Annotated in this window: 17 protein-coding genes and 1 pseudogene; 13 read left to right on the forward strand and 5 right to left on the reverse strand. The window is 67.1% G+C overall.

Annotation, left to right across the window (positions count from 1 at the left end):
* Positions 1-32 precede the first annotated feature (32 nt).
* The 3 genes from D2T30_RS17150 to D2T30_RS17160 form a co-directional block, all read right to left on the reverse strand.
* Entirely contained in the window at positions 33-467 is a 435-nt protein-coding gene (locus D2T30_RS17150) for an ABC transporter substrate-binding protein (RefSeq protein ID WP_128209879.1), read from the reverse strand.
* A gap of 302 nt (positions 468-769) precedes the next feature.
* Positions 770-1,768, reverse strand: coding sequence for a siderophore-interacting protein (locus D2T30_RS17155; RefSeq protein WP_128209880.1), 999 nt, complete (start codon positions 1,766-1,768; stop codon positions 770-772).
* Between the two features lie 23 nt (positions 1,769-1,791).
* Positions 1,792-3,492 carry an ABC transporter ATP-binding protein gene (locus D2T30_RS17160; RefSeq protein ID WP_128209881.1) on the reverse strand — a complete coding sequence of 567 codons (1,701 nt, stop codon included), beginning with the start codon at positions 3,490-3,492 and terminating at the stop codon, positions 1,792-1,794.
* A gap of 211 nt (positions 3,493-3,703) precedes the next feature.
* On the opposite strand from D2T30_RS17160, the gene D2T30_RS17165 reads away from it, so the two are divergent.
* Positions 3,704-4,597, forward strand: coding sequence for a helix-turn-helix domain-containing protein (locus D2T30_RS17165; RefSeq protein WP_128209882.1), 894 nt, complete (start codon positions 3,704-3,706; stop codon positions 4,595-4,597).
* Between the two features lie 6 nt (positions 4,598-4,603).
* On the opposite strand, the gene D2T30_RS17170 is transcribed toward D2T30_RS17165, so the two are convergent.
* Positions 4,604-6,718, reverse strand: coding sequence for a TonB-dependent siderophore receptor (locus D2T30_RS17170; RefSeq protein WP_128209883.1), 2,115 nt, complete (start codon positions 6,716-6,718; stop codon positions 4,604-4,606).
* Positions 6,719-7,046: 328 nt separating this feature from the next.
* On the opposite strand from D2T30_RS17170, the gene D2T30_RS17175 reads away from it, so the two are divergent.
* From D2T30_RS17175 to D2T30_RS17230, 12 genes are all read left to right on the forward strand, one after another.
* A complete protein-coding gene (locus D2T30_RS17175) occupies positions 7,047-8,057 on the forward strand; it encodes an iron-siderophore ABC transporter substrate-binding protein (RefSeq protein ID WP_128209884.1) in 1,011 nt (336 codons plus the stop codon).
* Positions 8,058-8,070: 13 nt separating this feature from the next.
* Entirely contained in the window at positions 8,071-9,114 is a 1,044-nt protein-coding gene (locus tag D2T30_RS17180; protein ID WP_128209885.1) for a FecCD family ABC transporter permease, read from the forward strand.
* Positions 9,115-9,116: 2 nt separating this feature from the next.
* Complete coding sequence (locus D2T30_RS17185) at positions 9,117-10,145, forward strand: FecCD family ABC transporter permease (protein ID WP_128209886.1); 1,029 nt, start codon at positions 9,117-9,119, stop codon at positions 10,143-10,145.
* On the forward strand, positions 10,142-10,939 hold the full coding sequence (locus D2T30_RS17190; RefSeq protein ID WP_128209887.1) for an ABC transporter ATP-binding protein: 798 nt from the start codon (positions 10,142-10,144) through the stop codon (positions 10,937-10,939). The genes D2T30_RS17185 and D2T30_RS17190 overlap by 4 nt, the downstream gene beginning before the upstream one ends.
* 237 nt (positions 10,940-11,176) lie before the next feature.
* On the forward strand, positions 11,177-12,550 hold the full coding sequence (locus tag D2T30_RS17195; RefSeq protein WP_128209888.1) for an LLM class flavin-dependent oxidoreductase: 1,374 nt from the start codon (positions 11,177-11,179) through the stop codon (positions 12,548-12,550).
* 135 nt (positions 12,551-12,685) lie between these two features.
* Positions 12,686-13,663 carry a TauD/TfdA dioxygenase family protein gene (locus tag D2T30_RS17200; RefSeq protein ID WP_128209889.1) on the forward strand — a complete coding sequence of 326 codons (978 nt, stop codon included), beginning with the start codon at positions 12,686-12,688 and terminating at the stop codon, positions 13,661-13,663.
* A gap of 11 nt (positions 13,664-13,674) precedes the next feature.
* Positions 13,675-14,775: an ABC transporter substrate-binding protein gene (locus tag D2T30_RS17205; RefSeq protein ID WP_128209890.1), complete on the forward strand. Its 1,101-nt coding sequence runs from the start codon at positions 13,675-13,677 to the stop codon at positions 14,773-14,775.
* A gap of 60 nt (positions 14,776-14,835) precedes the next feature.
* Positions 14,836-15,702 (forward strand): ABC transporter permease, encoded by an 867-nt coding sequence (locus D2T30_RS17210; RefSeq protein WP_128209891.1) that lies wholly within the window; start codon positions 14,836-14,838, stop codon positions 15,700-15,702.
* On the forward strand, positions 15,695-16,471 hold the full coding sequence (locus D2T30_RS17215) for an ABC transporter permease (protein WP_128209892.1): 777 nt from the start codon (positions 15,695-15,697) through the stop codon (positions 16,469-16,471). The genes D2T30_RS17210 and D2T30_RS17215 overlap by 8 nt, the downstream gene beginning before the upstream one ends.
* Positions 16,468-17,247 (forward strand): ABC transporter ATP-binding protein, encoded by a 780-nt coding sequence (locus D2T30_RS17220; RefSeq protein ID WP_128209893.1) that lies wholly within the window; start codon positions 16,468-16,470, stop codon positions 17,245-17,247. The genes D2T30_RS17215 and D2T30_RS17220 overlap by 4 nt, the downstream gene beginning before the upstream one ends.
* A gap of 185 nt (positions 17,248-17,432) precedes the next feature.
* Complete coding sequence (locus D2T30_RS17225) at positions 17,433-17,783, forward strand: hypothetical protein (RefSeq protein ID WP_128209894.1); 351 nt, start codon at positions 17,433-17,435, stop codon at positions 17,781-17,783.
* A 178-nt stretch (positions 17,784-17,961) separates the two neighbouring features.
* Positions 17,962-19,239 carry an acid phosphatase gene (locus D2T30_RS17230; protein ID WP_128209895.1) on the forward strand — a complete coding sequence of 426 codons (1,278 nt, stop codon included), beginning with the start codon at positions 17,962-17,964 and terminating at the stop codon, positions 19,237-19,239.
* Positions 19,240-19,389: 150 nt separating this feature from the next.
* Here D2T30_RS17230 and D2T30_RS17235 read toward each other — a convergent pair.
* A pseudogene (locus tag D2T30_RS17235) lies at positions 19,390-19,880 on the reverse strand (aldehyde dehydrogenase (NADP(+))); the annotation flags it as partial.

The raw sequence follows: 19,880 nt of genomic DNA on the forward strand, positions 1-19,880 counted from the left end.
AAAGGCGGACCGCGCCATCCGTTCCGGCAAGATCATGCCGATGCCATCTGTTGCAGCACCGCCGCCGAGAGCGGCAATTCCGGCCGGTCGGGGAAGGTCGTCAGCGTCAGGCTGAAACGCTCGCCGTTCCGGGTCAGGATGCCATCCGGCCCCGGCTGCCAGCCTAGCTCCGCCAGCAGCGCCCGGGCCTTTTCAGGGTCACAGGCCAGCGGCGCGACCCCTTCGGCATGCCATTCGCCGAGCGAGGGCGGGAAAAGCTGCGTGCCGCCTGCCGGAAAGCGCAGGATCGCCTCGGCCAGCCCCTCACGGTCGATCACCATGCTCAGCGCCTGACGGGCGCGCGGATCCGACAGGGCCGGATGCCCCGCATTGACCTTGAGCAGCAGCGTGCGCGGCACTCCGAGCAATCCCCTGGCGGCATGAAGCGGCACCTCCTGCGCGAGGTCGGCGGCGAGGATTCCGGCCATCGCAGCCTTACCGGAATGAACGGCTTGCCATGAGCGCCAAAGGGGCCCATCAGCCCGCCCGCCCCCGTCGCCGCGTTGGACAGCGCGTTGCGCGCCTGCGCCGCATCCAGTCCGCGCGGGACCACGGCCACCGTTGCCGCACCCACCCGTCCCACGGCCGAAGTGGGATGAAAGCCCTTCCTCTGCAGCACCGTTCGACGCCGGGCCCCCCGCCGCCGCCAAGCCGGGCCATGACCTCGAAACCGGCCGATCACACGCCGGGAATGGAAATCGATAACCATTGCAAGGTAATAGGCCTCGGCCTATTGCCAGTAGGCCATCGCCCAGAATTCCTTCTTGCCGAAACCCCGCCCTTCCAGAATACGGCGGGCCGCGGTGGTTTCCGTCTTGCCTGCAGCGAAAAAGACGAATCGGCCGGCCCCGGGTGGGGTCATCTCGGCAAGCGCCGCCAGCAGATCGCCGCCATCGCTGCGCAAGAGCCAGTTCAGACGCACCCCCGCCGGATGCGGCAAGGGCTGGATATCGGCGGCCTCGGGCACCAGAATATCCGCCTGCCCCCGTGCTCCGGCTGGCAGCGCCGCGAGAATACGCGCCAGTGCCGGCAGCGCGGTTTCATCGCCAAACAGGCCGATCCAGCCGGGATCGGCGGGAATATCGCCACCCGAAGGCCCCATCAGCGCGACCTCATCGCCGATATGCAGGGCCTCGGACCACTGGCTGACGCGGCCACCTTCGTGCAGGAAGATGTCGAAACCGATCCCGCCTGTCTCCGAGATGGTGCGGATCGTGTAAACCGGGCGATGCCAGGCAGCGATGCCACCCTCCCATTGCGTCAGGCCGGCGGTATCTATCGTCGGCCAGCCTGCCCCCTGTGGGCCCATCAGCAGGCGGAAATGCAGCCCGCCACCCAGAAGCCGCGCGATGTCCGGCCCCTCGACCTCGACCCGTCGGAAGGCCGGGCTGATCCGCCGGATCGCGGTGACGCGGCCAAGGCTCAGGTTCACAGGCCGGCCCGGGGTGAACCGTTCCCGCCAGCGGATCGCAACGCCGGCCTCGGCGGCCGTCTGGTTGATGAAATCGCGCAACACCTGCGCCCCGGCGGCGTCCTGCGCGCCGATCCACAGGCGGGTTTCCGCGCCGTCCGGGGTAATGCCGACCTCGCCCGCGCCGAAGGCCAGCACCAGCGATCCGTCCGGCTCGACCCGGCCATGATCCTCGTATTGGGGTGAGGTCTTCGCCCAGTCCCGGACCACCGTGAAGGGCAAGGCGATCGCCCCATGCGACAGGATCTTGTGGGTCATCCCATGTCCTTTCGGCTCCCGGCTCAGGCGGCGAGCCGGGCATAAAGCCCGTCGCGGGCCAGCAATTCGGCATGGCTGCCGATCTCGCGGATCTGTCCATGTTCCATCACCACGATCCGGTCGGCGTTGCGGATCGTGCCCAGCCGGTGCGCGATCACCAGCGTCGTGCGCCCGACGGCCAGCGCCTCCAGCGCCGCCTGAATCTCGCGCTCGGTTTCGGTATCCAGCGCCGATGTCGCCTCGTCCAGCACGAGGATCGGCGGGTTCTTCAGGAAGGCGCGGGCGATCGCCACGCGCTGTTTTTGCCCGCCGGACAGCATCACCCCGCGTTCGCCGACCTCGGTGTCCAGCCCCTCGGACAGGCCGGCGATCAGCCCGGAAAGCTGCGCCTTTTCGGCGGCGGCGATGATCTCTTCCTCGCTGGCGCCAAGGCGGCCATAGGCGATGTTCTCGCGCAGGCTGGCGCCGAACAGGAACACGTCCTGCGAGACGATGCCGATCTGCCGCCGCAGGCTTTCGAGCGTCATCTGCGCAAGGTCCAGCCCGTCGATGCGGATCCGGCCCGAGGTCGGTTCGTAGAACCGCGGCAGCAGCGCCAGCAGCGTGGTCTTCCCCGCGCCCGAGGCGCCGACAAAGGCCACCGTCTCCCCCGCCGTCACGGACAGCGAGACGTGGTTCAGGATGGCGCGGTGCCCGTCATAGCTGAAGGAGACATCCTCGAACCGGATATCGCCCGCCAGAGGCGGCGCAGGGATCGCATCGGGGCGGTCGCGCACGTCGGGCTCGGTCTCCAGCAATTCCTGAAAGCGGCGGAAACCGGCGATGCCGCGCGGATAGGTCTCGATCACCGCGGCGATCTTTTCCAGCGGGCGGAAGAACACGCCGACCAGCAGCAGGAAGCCGACGAAGGCCCCGGTGCTCATGCTGCCCGCCAGCACGAAGCCCGCACCCACCACCATCACCACCACCTGAACGAAGCGCAGCCCCATGTAATGGATGGCGGTCGAGACCGCCATGACGCGGTAGGCTTCCAGCTTGGTGCCGCGATAGGCGGCGTTGTCGCGCGCGAACAGGCGGCGTTCATGCGTCTCGTTGGCAAAGGCCTGCACGACGCGGATGCCGCCGATCGCCTCTTCCAGACGCACGTTGAACTGGCCGACGCGGGCGTAGATCTCCTGCCAGGTGCGGGTCATGCGGCCGCCGTAGACCACCACCAGCCAGACCGTCACCGGCACGATCAGCGCGGTGATCAGCGCCAGCGTCACATGCAGGTTCAGCATCAGTACGAAGGCCCCGGCAAAGGTCATGATCGCGATCACCAGATCCTCGGGGCCGTGGTGGGCGACCTCGCCGATCTCCTCGAGGTCGCGGGTCACGCGCGCCACCAGCTTGCCGGTGCGGGCGCGGTCATACCAGCCCCAGCCAAGCCGCGTCAGATGGGCAAAGGCGCGGGCGCGCATCTCGGTCTCGATCTCGATGCCCAGCTTGTGGCCCCAGTAGATCACGATCCCCATCAGCGCGGTGTTCAGCGCATAGACCAGCAGCAGGCCGCCGGCCGCCGCGATGGTCAGCGTCCAGTCGCCCAGAGGCAGCAGCCGGTCGATGAAGACGGTGATCGCGATCGGGAACGACAGCTCCAGCAGGCCGGACAGGATGGCGCAGCCGAAATCCAGCCAGAACAGGCGCTTGTGCGGGCGGTAGTAGGAAAAGAAGTCTTTCAGCATGTAAGGAGGCGTCCTGCCTGTCGGTGCGGGGTCGGGCCGGTGCGGCGCGTCAGGGTGGCTCCGATGCGCTGCGGTTGCAAGGCGCGGCCGGATGGACCAATATGCGCGACTGTGGATCGCTCCCCCGGAACCGGAAGCGGCGCGGCGCGCCGTCGGACAGGCAGGCAGGCCCTCACGCTTTCACATCCGCAACGCACGGGGGATTCAGGGGATGGGCTATCTGCATTCGATGACCTGCCGGACCGAGGGCATACGCCCGCTCGTGCCGGTCCGGTGGCGCGGCCTCGATGGTCTGGTCAGCGTGTTCTGGGAGGCAGAGGGCCGGAACGGCGCGCATGGCTATTACGTTTCGCCGGACCCGCGGATCGTGTTCTTCTTCAACGACGTCTCGTCGCATATCCTGATGTCGAACCGCGACGGGACGATGGCGGGCCATGCCCGGCCGATGACCCGCGCCGTCTATGTGCCGGCTGGCGTGCCATTGTGGACCAGCTTCACCGCCGACCATCGTTTCTCGCATCTGGATGTGCATATCCACAGGGACCGGCTGCTGCGCTTCCTGACGCCCTCGGTCGGGGCGTCGGCGGCGCTGGCCGCGATGAAACACCCGGTCGAGATCCAGGATGTCGCGGCGATCGAGGCGCTGGCGCGCCTGCTGGTGGAGGAGGTGTCGCATCCGCTCAGACACGCCGTCTATGCCGAAAGCCTTGTGGGCAGCATCGTCGCCGGGCTGCTGGACCTGCCGCCCGAAGGCGCCCCGCGCGCCGCGGGCGGGCTGACCGCCGCGCAGATGCGCCGGCTGACCCGCCACGTCGCGGCGCATGGCGACCGGCGGCTGAGCGTGGGCGAAATGGCGGCGATGGTCGGGCTGTCGGAAAGCTGGTTTTCCGCGGTCTTCCGCAAGACGACGGGCAAGACCCCCCTGCAATGGCAGACGGAACAGCGCATCGATGCCGCGCGGCGCCTTTTGCTGGAAGGTGATCTGCCCTTGGCCGATATCGCGGCGCGGCTCGGCTTTTCCGATCAGGCCCATCTGACCAAGACCTTTCGACGGATTGCGGGGGAAACGCCCGCCGCATGGCGACGCCAGCAGCAGGCGCATTGAACGACCTCACCAGCTGTGGCGCAGCGTCAGCGCGACCTCGCGCCCCGGGTTGTAGAAATCCGCGCCGAAGCCGCCATAGGCGACGTATTTCTTGTCGAACAGGTTCGAGACATTCAGCGCAAGGGTGGTGTCCTCGCGCAGATCATAGGTGACGGCGGCGTCATAGGTCACCGCCCCGCCCGTGGCCTGCGTATTGGCGTTGTCCATGTAATAGGACCCGGTGTAACGCGCGCCCAGCCCGAAGGTCAGGTCATTGCGCGCGGCCTGCCCCGGCAGGCTGTAGGTTGCCCAGAGCGCGGCCACATCCTTCGGCACGAACTGCATCCGGTTGCCGACATTGCCATCCGCCCCATTGTCGACGATCTTCGAATCGAAATGCGAATAAGAGGCGATCAGGCTAACCCGATCCGTCAGCTCCGCCTTCGCCTCAAGGTCGATGCCCCGCACCCGGACCTTGCCGATCGGTTCCTTTTGCAGCGTCACCGGATCGGTGGCGGAGATGTTCGTCTTGGTCAGGTCGTAGACCGCGGCGCTGAACAGCGCGCGCATCACCGCGGGCTGGTATTTCACGCCGAGTTCGTATTGCTTGCCCTCTTCCGGCTCGACGCTGGTCGAATCCGGCGGCGCGACGGATTCCGCATAGCTGGCGAAGGTCGAGAATTCATCCGTCACCTTGTAGGTCAGACCAAGCCGCTTCGTCGTCTTGCTGACATCGCCCGAGGTGCTTGCCGAGGTCAGCCTGTTGCGCACGGTCGTGTCCAGCCAGTCGTGGCGCAGCCCGAATGTCGCGATGATCCGGTCCGAAAAGGTGAATTCCTGTTGCAGGTAGATCGCCTTGCCTTCGGTGTTCGTATGGTTGCTGCTATAGGGCGCCAGCACGCCCGGCCCGCCGGAATAGACCGGGTTCGACCAGTCGATATTCGGTGCGCTGGTATAGAACGCCGTATTGTCCGCCGAGGAATCGCGATATTCGACCCCTGCCAGCGTGCGGCTCCGGACCGTGGCGAAGCTGGTGTCGTATTGCAGATGCGCGTCGGCGACGAAGGCTTCGTTCGAGCTGTCGTTGCCAAAGAAAGCGCGGCTGGCGATGGTGTTTTCCGCATCGACGATCCCGGCGATATAGGCATAGCCGAAATCGGTGCTGGCCTTGCTGTAGCGCGCGCCGGCCCCCATGCTCAGCCCCGTGCCGAAATCATGCGAGAACAGCATGGACAGCGAGGTGCGCTCGACCCCGCGGAAATTGTAGTCCGGCTCGCCGAGGAAGGTGCTGCGCGCAAGGTTCGCGCCCACCGGCTGGCCACCGCTGCCGGGCACGGAATCGCGTTTCAGGTAGTCGATGACAAAGCTGAGGCTGGTGGCGTCGGTCGGCTGCCACGTCAGCCCGCCCATCAGGAACCGGTCGTCGTCGCGGGAATGGTCGTATTCCTTGTTCGCATCCTTCCATTTGCCGGTGATGCGATAGGACCAGTTGGACTCCGGCGTCAGCTTGTCGCCGAAATCGAATCCGACCTCGCGGTGGTCAAAGGAACCGCCCGTCACATAGGCCTGTCCGAACCGATGGTCGCGCGGCAGCTTGGTCACGTAATTGACCGAGCCGCCGGGATCGGAAACCCCGAACGTGGTGGAATTCGCGCCTTTCACCACCTCGACACGCTCGAAGGCAAAGGGCTCCTCGCGGATCCCGCCGAAGGGCGCGCCAAGCGGCAACCCGTCGCGGTAGGTATTGGCGTCGAACCCGCGGATCATGAAGAAGTCGAAACGGTCGTCCGAGCCGTAATAGTCGGTCGTCACGCCGGCGGTGTATTGCAGCACCTGCTCGACGCTGGTGGCGCCGCGGTCCTCGATCTCCTTCGCCGTCACCACGGAAACCGAGGCGGGCGTATCCAGAAGCGGCGCGGCCATTCTGGACCCGCTGGCCGAGCGCAGGGCGACGGTCGAGCTGTCGTCCGCATCTTCGCTCGTGCCGACGCCCTCGACCACGATCTGGGGCAGGATATCGGCCTGCTGCGCCATAGGGGCCACGGGCGAAAGGACGACAAGCGCGGTGCAGCCCCAGAGCGCGGCCCGCAGGTAACGGCGGCCGGCGAAAGCGCCCTTGCCGTCCGGAAAGTCGATGGACATTGCCAAATTCCACAAGATGATTTGCGTGTCTGGCGACCGCCGGCACGGCCCGGCGGATGGCTGATGAAGGATGATCCGCCCGCGATCCGGGGCCTGCGCGGGCGATGCCCGGACAGCCGGCACCCGGAAGGGGCGACGAACCATTGTCCCCGTCCTACCCGGCGCGCCGAGGCCCGTATTGTGTATTCCTACTTTTTTTGTCAGTTTCCATGGAAATCGTCCGGTCCGTCCCGGCCCCCGCCCGAGCAAGTCTTGACGCATGGGATGCGACCTGAAAAGCCCACGAAAAAGATCGGATATGCAACACCGCTGAGCAAGGGGCCGCATGATGCCTTCCATCCTTCGTTCCATCCTCCGCTTCGTGACCGCGCCGCTGGCGCTGTGCCTGCTGCTGGCCGGGCCGGGTCAGGCGCAGCAGGACAGCTATCCGATCACCATCCGACATGCGCTTGGCACCACGGTCATTCCCGCCAGACCGCAGCGGATCGCCACGGTGGCCTGGGCCAATCAGGAAGTGCCACTGGCGCTTGGCGTCGTGCCGGTCGGCATGGCGCGGGCGAATTTCGGCGATGACGACGGCGACGGCATCCTGCCCTGGGTCGCCGCGCGGCTGAAGGAGCTGAACGCCCCCGCCCCCGTGCTGTTCGACGAGGGCGACGGGATCGATTTCGAGGCCGTGGCCGCCACCGAACCCGATGTGATCCTTGCCGCCTATTCAGGGCTGAGCCAGTCGGATTACGATACGCTCAGCCAGATCGCCCCGGTCGTCGCCTTCCCCGAGGCGCCATGGGCCACCGACTGGCGGCAGATGATCGCGCTGAACAGCGAAGGCATGGGGATGCAGGCCGAGGGTGCCGCGCTGATCGGCCGGATCGAGGCCGAGATCGCCGACGTCACCGCCGGCCATCCGGAACTTGCCGGCAAATCGGCGATGTTCATCACCCATGTCGACACCACCGACCTGAGCATGGTGCGCTTTTACACGACCCACGACACGCGGGTGAAATTCTTCGCCGATCTGGGGCTGGTTTCGCCGAAAAGCGTGCAGGAGGCCTCGGCCAGCGGGCGTTTCGCCGGCGAGATCAGCGCCGAGCGCGTGGATGCCTTCGACGATGTAGACATCATCGTGACCTATGGCAGCCCGTCCTTGCTGGAGGCCGTGGAAAAGGATCCGCTGATCGCGCGGATGCCGGCGGTCGAAAAGGGGGCGATCGTGCTTCTGGGCCGCGATCCGGTCGGCACCGCCGCCAATCCGACGCCGCTGTCGATACCCTGGGTGCTGAAGGATTATGTGGCGATGCTGTCCGAGGCGGCGCGGAAGTCCGAAGCCGCGCGATGACGGCATGCCGCCGATGACAGCACGCAGCCTTTCCGCCCTCCGCCGCGCGCGCGTGATCGAACGGTCGAACCGGGTCCGGCTGCTTGCGCTGATCGCGGTGCTGGCGGGGGTGGCGGTGATCTCGGCGCTGTCCGTCGCCATCGGCACGCGCGAGGTCGGCCTGTCCGATATTCTGGCGGCATTCGCCGGGCGGATCGAAAACACCGATCAGGCCGCCGTCGCCGCGCGCCTGCCACGCACGGTGCTGGGCCTGCTCGCCGGCGCGGCGCTTGGTCTGGCCGGAGCGGTGATGCAGGGCGTGACACGCAATCCGCTGGCCGATCCGGGGATACTGGGGGTCAATATGGGGGCCTCGCTTGCCGTGGTGATCGGTGTCGCGTGGTTCGGCATCGCCACGGCGCAGGCCTATATCTGGACGGCGATCCTTGGCGCGGGGGTGGCGGCGGTCTTCGTCTATGCCATCGGCTCGATGGGGCGCGGCGGGGCGACGCCCTTGAAGCTGGCGCTGGCGGGGGCGGCTTCGTCGGTCGCCTTCGCGGCGCTGGTGATCGCCATCGTGCTGCCGCGGAACGATATCGCGGGGGGCATCCGGCTGTGGCAGATCGGCGGCATCGGCGGCGCGACCTTCGCCCGCACGGTTGAGGTCGTGCCGGTGCTGATCGCGGGCTTCGTGCTGTGCCTGCTGTCGGCGCGCAGGCTGAACGCGCTGGCGCTTGGCGACGATCTGGCGGCGGGGCTTGGTGAAAGCGTGGCCTTTGCCCGCGCCTTCGCGGCGCTTGGCGCGGTCCTGCTGTGCGGTGCGACCACCGCGATCTGCGGGCCGATCGGCTTTCTGGGGCTGGTGGTGCCGCATCTGTGCCGGTTGCTTGTGGGGGTCGATCACCGCTGGCTTCTGCCCTTTTCGGCGCTGACCGGGGCGGGGCTGCTGCTCGGCGCCGATGTGATCGGCCGCATCATCGCCCGCCCGGCCGAGCTGGACGTGGGCATCGTCACCGCCTTCGTCGGCGCGCCCTTCTTCATCTGGGTGCTGCGCCACCAGCGTGTGCGGGAGCTGTGAGCATGCTGTCCGTTTCCGCCATCACCACCGCCCGCAAGACCCGTTCCCAAGCGCGCCGGCGCGTGATCGCCCTGCTGCTGGTGCTGCTGGCGGCGGGTTTCGCGCTGACGCTGATGCTGGGCCAGTCCTTTACCCCGCCCGGCACCGTGTTCCGCGTGCTGACGGGCGAGGATATCCCGGGCGCCAGCTTCACCATCGGCCGGCTGCGGTTGCCACGCGCGGTGCTGGCGGTGCTGGCCGGGGCAAGCTTCGGTATGGGCGGGGTGGCTTTCCAGACCATGTTGCGCAACCCGCTGGCCAGCCCGGACATCATCGGCATCAGTTCCGGCGCCAGCGCGGCCGCCGTCTTCGCCATCGTCGTGCTGGGGCTGAACGGGCCGGTGGTATCGATCTTTGCGGTGATCGCGGGGCTGGGGGTGGCGCTGCTGATCTATGCGCTGTCGTGGCGCAACGGCGTCGCCGGGGCGCGGCTGATCCTTGTGGGCATCGGGGTGTCGGCCATGCTCAACAGCTTCGTCGCCTATGTCCTGTCCGGCGCCTCTGCCTGGAACCTGCAAGAGGCGATGCGCTGGCTGACCGGCAGCGTGAACGGCGCGCAGCCCGCGCAATCGGTCCCGGTGCTGGCGGCGCTGATCCTGTTCGGCGGGGTGCTCTTCAGCCGGGCGCGGGACCTGGAGGCGCTGCGCCTTGGCGATGACACCGCCGCGGCACTTGGCACACCTGTGGCGCGCACCCGCATCACCATCGTCATCGCCGCCGTCGGGCTGATCGCCGTGGCCACCGCCGTCGCCGGGCCGATCGCCTTCGTCGCCTTCCTGTCGGGACCGATCGCCGCGCGGATCATCCGCAACAACGGCTCGCTGCTCCTGCCCGCCGCGCTGGTGGGGGCGCTGCTGGTCCTGCTCGGCGATTATGCCGGACAGTTCCTGCTGCCGCGCCGCTATCCCGTGGGGATCGTGACCGGGGCGCTTGGGGCGCCCTTCCTCATCACCCTGATCGTGCGCGCCAATCGCGCCGGAGGCACGCCATGACCCGCCACATCCTGAACGCCAGCCGCATCAGCGCGGGCTATGGCGATACGGTCATTCTGGACGGGCTCGACCTCGACCTGCTGCCCGGCAGGATCACAGTGATCGTCGGCGCCAATGCCTGCGGCAAGTCCACCCTGCTGCGGGTCATGTCGCGCCTGCTGAAACCGCGCGCGGGGCAGGTGTTGCTGGACGGCACGTCGATCCACCGCATCCCGTCGCGGCGGCTGGCGCAGGTGCTGGGCCTGCTGCCGCAATCGCCGATCGCTCCCGAGGGCATCACGGTCGCCGATCTGGTCAGCCGCGGGCGCTATCCGCATCAGGGCCTCCTGTCGCGCTGGAGCGCCCGCGACGACGAAGCCGTGGCCGCCGCGCTGGAGGTCACGCACACCTTCGATCTGGCCGACCGCCCCGTGGACGAGCTTTCTGGCGGACAGCGCCAGCGCGTCTGGATCGCCATGGCGCTGGCGCAGGAAACCGGTCTGCTGCTGCTGGACGAACCGACGACCTTCCTTGACATCAATCACCAGATCGAGGTGCTGGACCTGCTGACCGACCTGAACCGCACGCGCGGCACGACGATCATGATGGTGCTGCATGACCTGAACCTTGCCGCGCGCTACGCCGACCATCTGGTGGCGATGGCGGGCGGACGCATCCATGCCGCCGGCCCGCCCGAGGCCATCCTGACCGAAGCCAACATCCGCGCGGTCTTCGGCCTCGAAAGCCGGGTCATCACCGATCCGACCTCGGGACGGCCGATCATGCTGCCGATCGGGCGGCACAGGATGATCTGACGCGGTCGCTCCGGGCGTCAGCGAATCTGTCCGGCATCCCCGAAGGCGCCGCCCATCCCGAAACCGCTGATTTCGCCGATCTGGTGCGAGGCCCCCTTTTGCCAAAAAATTGTCATCGTCCCCGCCGGCCAATATAATATATAATTCCGGTAGAGATTATCGACAGAAAGTGACCGCCCCCCTTATCCTGTTGATGTTCCGGCGCCGTTGTCGGGACCTCAAACGAGGGGATCGCACATGGCTGGAACACCGTCGAGAAAGCTCAGGCTGGGCGCCTTCCTCATGGCGCCGGGGCATCATGTGGCGGCATGGCGGCATCCTTCGTCCGCAGCGGATCTCGGTTCCAATTTCCGCGCCTATGCGGACATAGCCCGCAAGGCCGAGGCCGCGAAATTCGACCTGTTGTTTCTGGACGACACGCTCGGGGTGCGCGACCTCGCCCCGGTGACGGGCGAACGCAGCTCGCGCTCGGCCTTTTTCGAGCCGCTGACGCTGCTGTCGGCGCTTGCCGCCGTGACGGACACCATCGGGCTGGTGGGCACCGTCTCGACCACCTTCAACGAACCCTACAATCTGGCGCGCAAGTTCGCCTCGCTCGACGCGATCAGCGCGGGCCGGGCGGGATGGAACCTCGTCACCTCGAACACCGAGGCGGAGGCGCGCAACTTCTCGGACGCGCCACATCTGCTGCATGCGAACCGCTATACCCGGGCGGAGGAATTCGTCGACGTGGTGGTCGAGCTGTGGAACAGCCACGAGGACGGCGCCTTCCTGCGCGACCGTGCCAGCGGCCGGTTCCTCGACGGGGCGAAACGCCATGCGATCCATCACCGCGGGCCGCATTTCTCGGTGGCCGGGCCGCTCAATGTCGCGCGCTCGCCGCAGGGCCAGCCGGTGATCGTGCAGGCAGGATCGTCCGAACCGGGCAAGGATCTTGCGGCCCGCACCGCCGAGGTCGTCTTTACCGCGCAGCAGACGCTGGCCGATGCGCAGGCGTTCTATGCCGATCTCAAGGGACGGCTGGCGAAATACGGCCGCGCCCCGAATGACCTGCTGGTCATGCCCGGCATCTTCCCGGTCGTCGGCCGCACCCGCGCCGAAGCCGAGGACACGTTCGCCGAACTGCAGGATCTGATCCATCCCGCCGTCGGGCTGCAATTGCTGTCGCAGATGATCGGCGTCGATCTGTCGGGCCACGATCCCGACGGTCCGGTGCCCGACCTGCCCGAGACGAACGGCGGCAAGAGCCGTCAGCACCTGCTGGTGGATCTCGCGCGCCGCGACAACCTGTCGATCGCCGAACTGGCCCGGCGCACCGCCGGGGCACGCGGTCACTGGCAGGTGGTGGGCACCGCATCCGACATCGCCGACCAGATCGAGGAGCGGTTCCTCAACGGCGGCGCCGATGGCTTCAACGTGATGCCGCCGACGCTGCCGGGCGGGCTGGACGATTTCATCGCGCAGGTGCTGCCCGAACTGCGCCGCCGCGGCCTCGCCCGGACGGAATACGAGGCGCAGACGCTGCGCGGGAACCTCGGCCTCGGCTGGCCCGCGCGGCAACCGCATCGCGCCCGGCCGCTGGCCCGGCCCGAGTTGGAGCGTGCCGAATGACGCTCTGTCGCTGACCCTCCGAACCACCTGACAAGGGCCATTCCTCCCGCCTGCGGGCCGGATGGCCGACGTTTCCTTCCCCTGCGGTTTTCCCGCGGGCCGGATCTGCTCACCCTGAAAACACGAGGACCCATCATGACCATCAACGTTACCCCCAACCTGTCCGACGCCGAGATCGAGGCCGTCATCCCGCCGGGTGACATCCGCCGCATCTCGGGCCATATCGGCGCGGAAATCGCCAATATCCGGCTGTCGGGCGACCTGTCCGAACCAGTGATCCGCGCGCTCTACGCGCTGTTGCTGAAACACAAGGTGCTGTTCTTCCGAGACCAGACGCATCTGGACGATGCGACGCACGAGGCTTTCGGCGCCCGTTTCGGCGCGCCGGTCGCGCATCCGACGCAAGGATCGCTCAAGGGGTCGGCCTCGATCCTCGATCTCGACACCCGGCGTAGCGGGGCACGAGAAGCCGGGCAGGCGGGCGGCGCGCGGGCCGATCAGTGGCACACCGATGTGACCTTCGTCGAGGCCTATCCCAAGATCTCGATCCTGCGGGCGCTGGTCGTGCCGGAGTTCGGCGGCGATACCGTCTGGGCGAACACCGTTGCCGCCTACGAACGCCTGCCCGCGCCGCTGAAGCTGCTGGCCGACAATCTCTGGGCCGTGCACAGCAACGCCTATGACTACGCCGCCGTCCGCCCGCATGCCACCGAAGAGGAACGGCGCGAATTTGAAAAGACCTTCACCCGCACGGTCTATGAAACCGAACACCCGGTCGTGCGCGTGCTGGAAACCGGCGAACGGACGCTGCTTCTGGGCAATTTCGCGCAGCGTTTCGTTGGCGTCTCGCGCGCCGACAGTGCCCGGCTGTTCCAGCTGTTTCAGGATCATATCACCGCGCAGGAGGTGACGGTGCGGTGGCGCTGGCGCGCGGGGGACGTGGCGGTCTGGGACAACCGCGCGACGCAGCATTACGCCGTCAACGACTATGGCGACCAGCACCGCGTGGTGCGCCGGGTGACCATCGAGGGCGATGTGCCCACCGCCATCGACGGCCGCCGCAGCGTCACCCTCAGCCGTGTCGACAAGGCACCGGCCATCGCCGCCGAATAAGGGGAAGCCTGATGACCATCAAACACATCTTCGCGGCGTTTGCCCTTGGTCTTGCGATCACCGGCCCCGCCGCCGCCGAAACCGAGATCCGCTTTGGCTTCCCTGGCGTCGGCGCCGACAACAAACCCTATTCCCACAGCACCGCGATCCCCTATGTCCGGGCCCGCGAACTGATCGAAAAGGAATTCGCGGACGCCCCCGATATCAAGGTCACCTGGACCTTCTATCGCGGCGCAGGCCCGGCGTTGAACGAGGCCGTGGCGGCGGGGCAGCTCGACTTCTTCCTGCTGGGCGATCTGCCTGCCATCGTCGGACGGGCGAACGGGCTGAAGCACAAGTTCATTCTCGCGACCGGGCGCAACGACCCGATCTACCTTGCCGTCGCGCCCGACAGCGACATCAACTCGGTCGAGGATGTGCGCGGCAAGAAGGTCGCCCTGTTCAAGGGCACCAACCTGCAAAACGCCACCGACCGCATTCTGGCCCTGCACGGGCTGAGCGAAAAGGACGTGCGCTTCATCAACCTCGATGCCGGATCCGCCGTCGCGGCACTGACCTCGGGCAATGTCGAGGCGGTGTTCGGCGGGCAGGAATACATCTCGCTCGCGCAGCGCGGCGTGGTGAAGATTCCCTACACCACCAAGGGCGACGATCCGACACTCGGGCGGAATTCCTCCTTCCTCGTGACCGAGGCCTTCGCCGAGGCGCATCCCGACCTGACCCAGAGGGTGGTGAACACCATCGTCAAGGCGGCGGCCTTCATCTCGGAGGACGGGAACCGCGAAGAAGCCTTTGATGCCTGGACACTGTCCGGCTTCCCCAAGGAAACCTTCGAGGCGAATTTCGAAGGGGTGCGTCTGTCGCAGATCATCAATCCGCTGATCGATGACTATGTCGTCGCGCGCTACAACGAACAGGCGCGTGCAGCGCAGGAATACGGTCTTCTGCGCGGCGATGCGCGGGTCGACAGCTGGTTCGACCGGCAATACCTCGACCGCGCGCTGGCGGAGCTGGACCTTGAGGACTTCTGGTCCTGGCACGACGCCAACGGGCAAATCGTGAAGGCCGGCGAGATCGACGCGCCGGAGCGGCAATCCACCGTCACCCAGTAACCCACCCGGACCGTGCGGCGGCCCCATCGGCGCACGGTCCCCATACAGGAAACCCGTTCCATGAGCCTTACCGACACAGGTGCAAATGCCAGCGTCAGCGTCGACAAAGGGGCGTTCCGATCCGGCCCCGCGGGCCTGTCGCTGTTCGGGCGTCGTCTTTGGGCGCGGCTGTCGGCGGTGCTGCTTGGCCTGTCTTTCCCCGCGGCGCTTTTGGCACTGTGGTGGGTGGGGGCGGCGCGCGGATGGCTGCCGCCGCAGATCCTGCCCTCCCCCGCACTCGTCTGGCAGACCTTCACCGAACTCTGGGCCGATGGATCTCTGGCCGAGCATACCGCCGTCAGCATCCGCCGGGTCGCCGTGGGCTTTGCCGCCGGGGCCGGGCTGGGGCTGATCTTCGGTGCACTCTGCGGGCTGTTTCCCGGCTTTCGCGCCTATGCCTATCCGCCTGTGCAGGCGATCGCGCGGGTGAACGTGCTGGCGTGGATGCCGCTGCTCGCGCTGTTCGTGGGGATCGACGAGCCGCTGAAATATGTCGTCATCGCCTGGTCCGCCTCGATCCCCGTCATCATCGGCACGGTGCGCGGCATTGCCGAAACCCCCGAACGGCTGAACGAGCTGGGCGAGGTATTCGGTTTCCGCCCACAGGACCGGCTGCGGCTGATCGTGCTGCCCTCGGCGCTGCCGTCGATCTTCACCGGGCTGCGCGAGGGGCTGGCCAATGCCTGGCAGACGCTGGTGCTGGCGGAACTTTTCGCCTCGTTCGAGGGGCTTGGCTATCTGATGACCTGGGGGCGGCAGCTGTTCCAGCTCGACCTCGTGCTGATCTCGATGGTGGTGGTCAGCCTGCTGGGCCTGTCGCTCGACACGGTGCTGAAATGGCTCGAACGCCGCGCCCAACCCTGGAACGCAGGAGGCCGCAATGGCTGACATTTCCCTTCCCCGGCGCCTGCCGGAACGGCGCGCCGCGCTGATTTCCTTCGGCCTGATCGTGCTGATCTGGATCGCCGCGCGGCAGTTCGATCTGGTTGACCGGCGCTTCCTGCCCTCGCCGCTCGAGATCCTTGAAAGGCTGCGCTACGAACTGACGCAAGGCACGATCCTGGGCGACATCGGCGCCACGCTCTGGCGCAACCTGATTGGCTTCGGCATCGGTGCCGGGGCGGGGCTGGCGCTTGGCGCGGCGCTTGGCCTGTTGCGCGGCTTCGCCGCCGTGATCGGTCCGACCGTGGTGGCGCAACGGCAAACCGCGCTTTTCGCCTGGGTGCCGCTGCTGGCAATGTGGTTCGGCGGCAACGACACCGGCAAGATCGCCTTCATCGCCGTCGCCGCCTTTCAGCCGGTGGTGATCAACACCTGGCAGGGCTTTGCGCAGGTGCCGCAGACCTGTCGGGAATTGTCCGAGGCGCTGCTGTTCCGCCGCCGCGACTATATCCGCCTCGTCGCGCTGCCTGCGGCGCTGCCCGCGATCTTCACCGGACTGCACGGCGGGCTGATTTACGCATGGCTCGCCACCGTGGGGTCGGAGCTGTTCCTGAACATCGCGCCCGGCCTTGGCGGACGTCTGAGCGAGGGCAGCCAGCTGTTCCACATCGACCTGCTGTTCCTGACCATCCTGATCTTCGCGCTGATCGGCCTCGCCTACAATTCACTGGCCGAACGCACCGAAACCCTGCTTGTGAAGTGGAAAAGACCATGACCATCCCTGCCCTGCGCCTGAACCGGCTGAGCAAGTCCTTCACCGTCGATGGCGCGCCTGTGGAGGTGCTGTCCGACATCGACCTGACCGTCGCGCCCGGCGAATTCATCACCATCGTCGGCGCCTCGGGCTGCGGCAAATCGACGTTGCTGCGGCTGATCCTCGGGCTCGACCGGGATTTCGAGGGCACGCTGGAGATCGACGGCCAGCCGGTGAAGGGCCCCGGCCTCGACCGTTCGATCGTGTTTCAGGAACACCGCCTGCTGCCCTGGCTGACGGCCGAAAGGAATGTCGCGGCGGCGCTTTTGCGCAGCGGTCTGAGCCGCGCCGACAAGGATCGCACGGTGCGCGAGCACCTCGATCTGGTCGGGCTCGGCGATTTCGCGCAGGCCTATCCGGCGCAGTTGTCAGGCGGCATGTCGCAGCGGGTGGCGATCGCGCGGGCGCTGGTGAACCGGCCGCGGTTCCTGTTGCTGGACGAACCGCTTGGTGCGCTGGACGCGCTGACGCGCCTGCGGCTGCAGGACGAACTGAAGCGCATCGTGGCACATGAAAAGGCAACTGCGATCCTGGTGACCCATGACGTCGATGAGGCCGTCTATCTCGGGCATCGCATCGTCGTCCTGCATCCCCGGCCGGGCCGGATCGCCGAGGTGGTCGAGGTTCCGGCCGCCGCGCGCGCCGATCGCTCCAGCCCGGAATTCGTCACGCTGCGCGATCATGTTCTGGCCCAGCTTGGCGTTCAGACCCCTGCACGAGGCAAGGTCGCCGCCTGATTGCCCTGATCCGGTATCGCCCGATCTCGTCGACCCTGCGTTTGCGGGATCGGCGGCTTTCCCGGCCTGCGTTTGCCGTTTTGAAACGGTAACCCTCCCCGTGGTTAAGGCCTTGATAAGATCCGCGCCCCGGGCGCCGGCGGTTTCCGAAATCGGCGGCCTATCTGGGGCTGCGCGATACCCGGATGTTCCGGGTCGCGGTCGAGGGCCTTCACCTGAACGGCGGCCCGGCCCGCAACACCGACGACCTGACGCCGGCAGACCTGCGCACGGAACTGGCCAGCGCCGAGGATCTGTGCCGCCACGAAGTGGACGAGATCCGCCGGATCAATGACAGCCGTCCAGCGCTGGCCGCGCTTTCCGCCCGGGCGGGCGGCGTCCGGGGGAAATGGCGCGTGACATCGCTTGACCCCGATGGACTGGATCTGGCGGCAGAGGGCGCTGCCCGCCGAATATGGTTCCCCTCACGCATCATCGACCGCCCCGGCCTGCACGCCTTCATAGCATCCATCGGAGGGCCGACGAGCTATGGCTGAAACCGAGAAAGCGAGTGGCTGGACAGCTTGCGCGCACCCGATCCATGAGGTGGACGTCCCGTAGCCCGGCTGCGATGGCACCGCCGATCACCTGTTCGTGTGCGTCGCCTCGTGCAATCGAACTGTCATATTCCAGTCCTAGCGTCCGGATATCGCACAATATCGTGGGAACCCTCCAATGAAATATTCGCTGACCATCAGCACCGCACTGGTTGCGGGGCTGCTTGCCGTGTCGCCCGCTCTCGCCTGGCAGGCCGTCGCGCCGGCCCAGATCGCACCCGTCGCGGATACCGTCACCCGAGCCAATGCCGACCCGACCTATCGCGGACTGCTCGACGATGCGGCCAAGGGGCTGATCGCGGCGCTTGACGCCTCGGCGAAAGCGCCGCTGACGCAGGAGAACGTCGACAAGGCGAAACAGGGCGCGCCCTACGCCGATACCGACTGGCTCAAGGCCAGCGGCTACGAGATCCCGGTCAAGGAGTATCAGGACGCCGACATCAAGGTGCTTTCGTCCTTCACCGTCCTGCCGCGCTGGCAGCTTGCCCGGTCCGAGATGACCGTGACCGAGATCAATCACGGTGCCGCCCCCGCCCAGCAGGACCATGCGCTGTATGATGCGGATGGCATCTCCTACCTGTTCTTCCTGCCCGAGGCGCTCGGCCCAAAGCTCGGCCATGCCTTCCTCACCGCCTATGAGAAGGGCGAGATCGGCAAGGCCGCCGCGCTGATCAAGATGAGCGAGGTCAGCACCTCCGCGGCGAAGAGCTATTTCAACTATCCGCGCCCCTTCCTGATCGACCAGAACACGATCCGGCTGGTTCCCGATAACGCCGTGACCAGGACAGGCGCGCCCTATACCGCCACCGCCGGCGCCTTCCCGAGCGGGCATACCAACACCGGCTATACCGATGCGCTGCTGCTGGCCGAGATGCTGCCCGAGCGGTTCACCGCGCTGGTCGACCGCGCGGCGGGCTACGGCTATTCGCGCGTCGTCCTGGGGGTGCACTATCCGCTCGACGTGATCGGCAGCCGCATGGTGGTGGAACGCAACGTCAGCGCGCTGCTGAACGATCCGGCCTATCAGAAGCTGTTCTCCGAGGCGCGCGAGGAACTGCGCACGGCGCTGGAAAAGGAATGCGGCACCACGATCGCGCAATGCGCGGCGGTAAGCACGACCGCCGCGGATCCCTGGGCCGCCGCGCCGATGCGGGAGTTCTACAACTTCACCATGACCTATGACCTGCCGCAGAGCGGCGAGGCAGGCGTTGCCATGGATGTGCCCGAGGGCGCCGAAGTTCTGCTCGCCACGCTGTTCCCGAACCGCTCCGCCGAGGAACGGCGCGAGATCCTGAAGCAGACGGCGATCGACTCGGGCTATCCGCTCGACTCGACCGATCCGGCATCGGGTTTCTGGCAGCGCATCGACCTGCACGAAGCGTCGCTGGCCAAGTGACGGCCGGGCTCCATTGCCCACCGCCGCGGCCCTGCCGGTCGCGGTGGCATCTTGAAGGGTTCATCCAGGCTGCCCCGTATCGGAACGAGCATGATCCTGCGGATCATTTCATCGTTCCGAATGACATTCTCGTAGGGGCATGACCAAACTTTATTCCAGATCTTCGGGCAGCACGCCTTCGGGGATGTTCTGGTAACAGACGGGTCTGAGGAAGCGGCGGATGGACATGGTGCCGACGGAGGTGGCGCCGAAGTTCGTGCTGGCGGGATAGGGGCCGCCGTGGACCATCGCATCCACCACCTCGACCCCGGTGGGGAAGCCGTTCACCAGCACCCGTCCGGCCTTGCGCTCCAGCACCGGCAGCAGGCGGCGGGCGAGGTCCGTATCCGGCGCCTCCATCTGGATCGTGGCCGTCAGCTGGCCCTCGAAGCCCTTCGCCAGCGCGACCATCGCCTCGGCCGCCGGCACCCGGACGACCAGCGACAGCGGGCCGAAGACCTCTTCCGACAGGGCGTGATCCTCAAGGAACGCCGCCGCGGGGACCTCGTAGAGGGTCGGCCCCGCCATGCGGCCGCCGCTTTCGCTGGTAAAAACCGGGCGCACCGCATTGCGGCTGTCGAAGCGCTCCTTGCCCTCGCGGT

The sequence above is a fragment of the Paenirhodobacter populi genome (genome assembly GCF_004022215.1).
Lineage (GTDB): Bacteria > Pseudomonadota > Alphaproteobacteria > Rhodobacterales > Rhodobacteraceae > Rhodobacter > Rhodobacter populi.

Excerpts from the sequence above, each read along its gene's own strand:
- D2T30_RS17150 (WP_128209879.1), bottom strand. The coding sequence starts at position 467 with ATGGCCGGAATCCTCGCCGCCGACCTCGCGCAGGAGGTGCCGCTTCAT.
- D2T30_RS17155 (WP_128209880.1), bottom strand. The coding sequence starts at position 1,768 with ATGACCCACAAGATCCTGTCGCATGGGGCGATCGCCTTGCCCTTCACG.
- D2T30_RS17160 (WP_128209881.1), bottom strand. The coding sequence starts at position 3,492 with ATGCTGAAAGACTTCTTTTCCTACTACCGCCCGCACAAGCGCCTGTTC.
- D2T30_RS17165 (WP_128209882.1), top strand. The coding sequence starts at position 3,704 with ATGGGCTATCTGCATTCGATGACCTGCCGGACCGAGGGCATACGCCCG.
- D2T30_RS17170 (WP_128209883.1), bottom strand. The coding sequence starts at position 6,718 with ATGTCCATCGACTTTCCGGACGGCAAGGGCGCTTTCGCCGGCCGCCGT.
- D2T30_RS17175 (WP_128209884.1), top strand. The coding sequence starts at position 7,047 with ATGCCTTCCATCCTTCGTTCCATCCTCCGCTTCGTGACCGCGCCGCTG.
- D2T30_RS17180 (WP_128209885.1), top strand. The coding sequence starts at position 8,071 with ATGACAGCACGCAGCCTTTCCGCCCTCCGCCGCGCGCGCGTGATCGAA.
- D2T30_RS17185 (WP_128209886.1), top strand. The coding sequence starts at position 9,117 with ATGCTGTCCGTTTCCGCCATCACCACCGCCCGCAAGACCCGTTCCCAA.
- D2T30_RS17190 (WP_128209887.1), top strand. The coding sequence starts at position 10,142 with ATGACCCGCCACATCCTGAACGCCAGCCGCATCAGCGCGGGCTATGGC.
- D2T30_RS17195 (WP_128209888.1), top strand. The coding sequence starts at position 11,177 with ATGGCTGGAACACCGTCGAGAAAGCTCAGGCTGGGCGCCTTCCTCATG.
- D2T30_RS17200 (WP_128209889.1), top strand. The coding sequence starts at position 12,686 with ATGACCATCAACGTTACCCCCAACCTGTCCGACGCCGAGATCGAGGCC.
- D2T30_RS17205 (WP_128209890.1), top strand. The coding sequence starts at position 13,675 with ATGACCATCAAACACATCTTCGCGGCGTTTGCCCTTGGTCTTGCGATC.
- D2T30_RS17210 (WP_128209891.1), top strand. The coding sequence starts at position 14,836 with ATGAGCCTTACCGACACAGGTGCAAATGCCAGCGTCAGCGTCGACAAA.
- D2T30_RS17215 (WP_128209892.1), top strand. The coding sequence starts at position 15,695 with ATGGCTGACATTTCCCTTCCCCGGCGCCTGCCGGAACGGCGCGCCGCG.
- D2T30_RS17220 (WP_128209893.1), top strand. The coding sequence starts at position 16,468 with ATGACCATCCCTGCCCTGCGCCTGAACCGGCTGAGCAAGTCCTTCACC.
- D2T30_RS17225 (WP_128209894.1), top strand. The coding sequence starts at position 17,433 with ATGTTCCGGGTCGCGGTCGAGGGCCTTCACCTGAACGGCGGCCCGGCC.
- D2T30_RS17230 (WP_128209895.1), top strand. The coding sequence starts at position 17,962 with ATGAAATATTCGCTGACCATCAGCACCGCACTGGTTGCGGGGCTGCTT.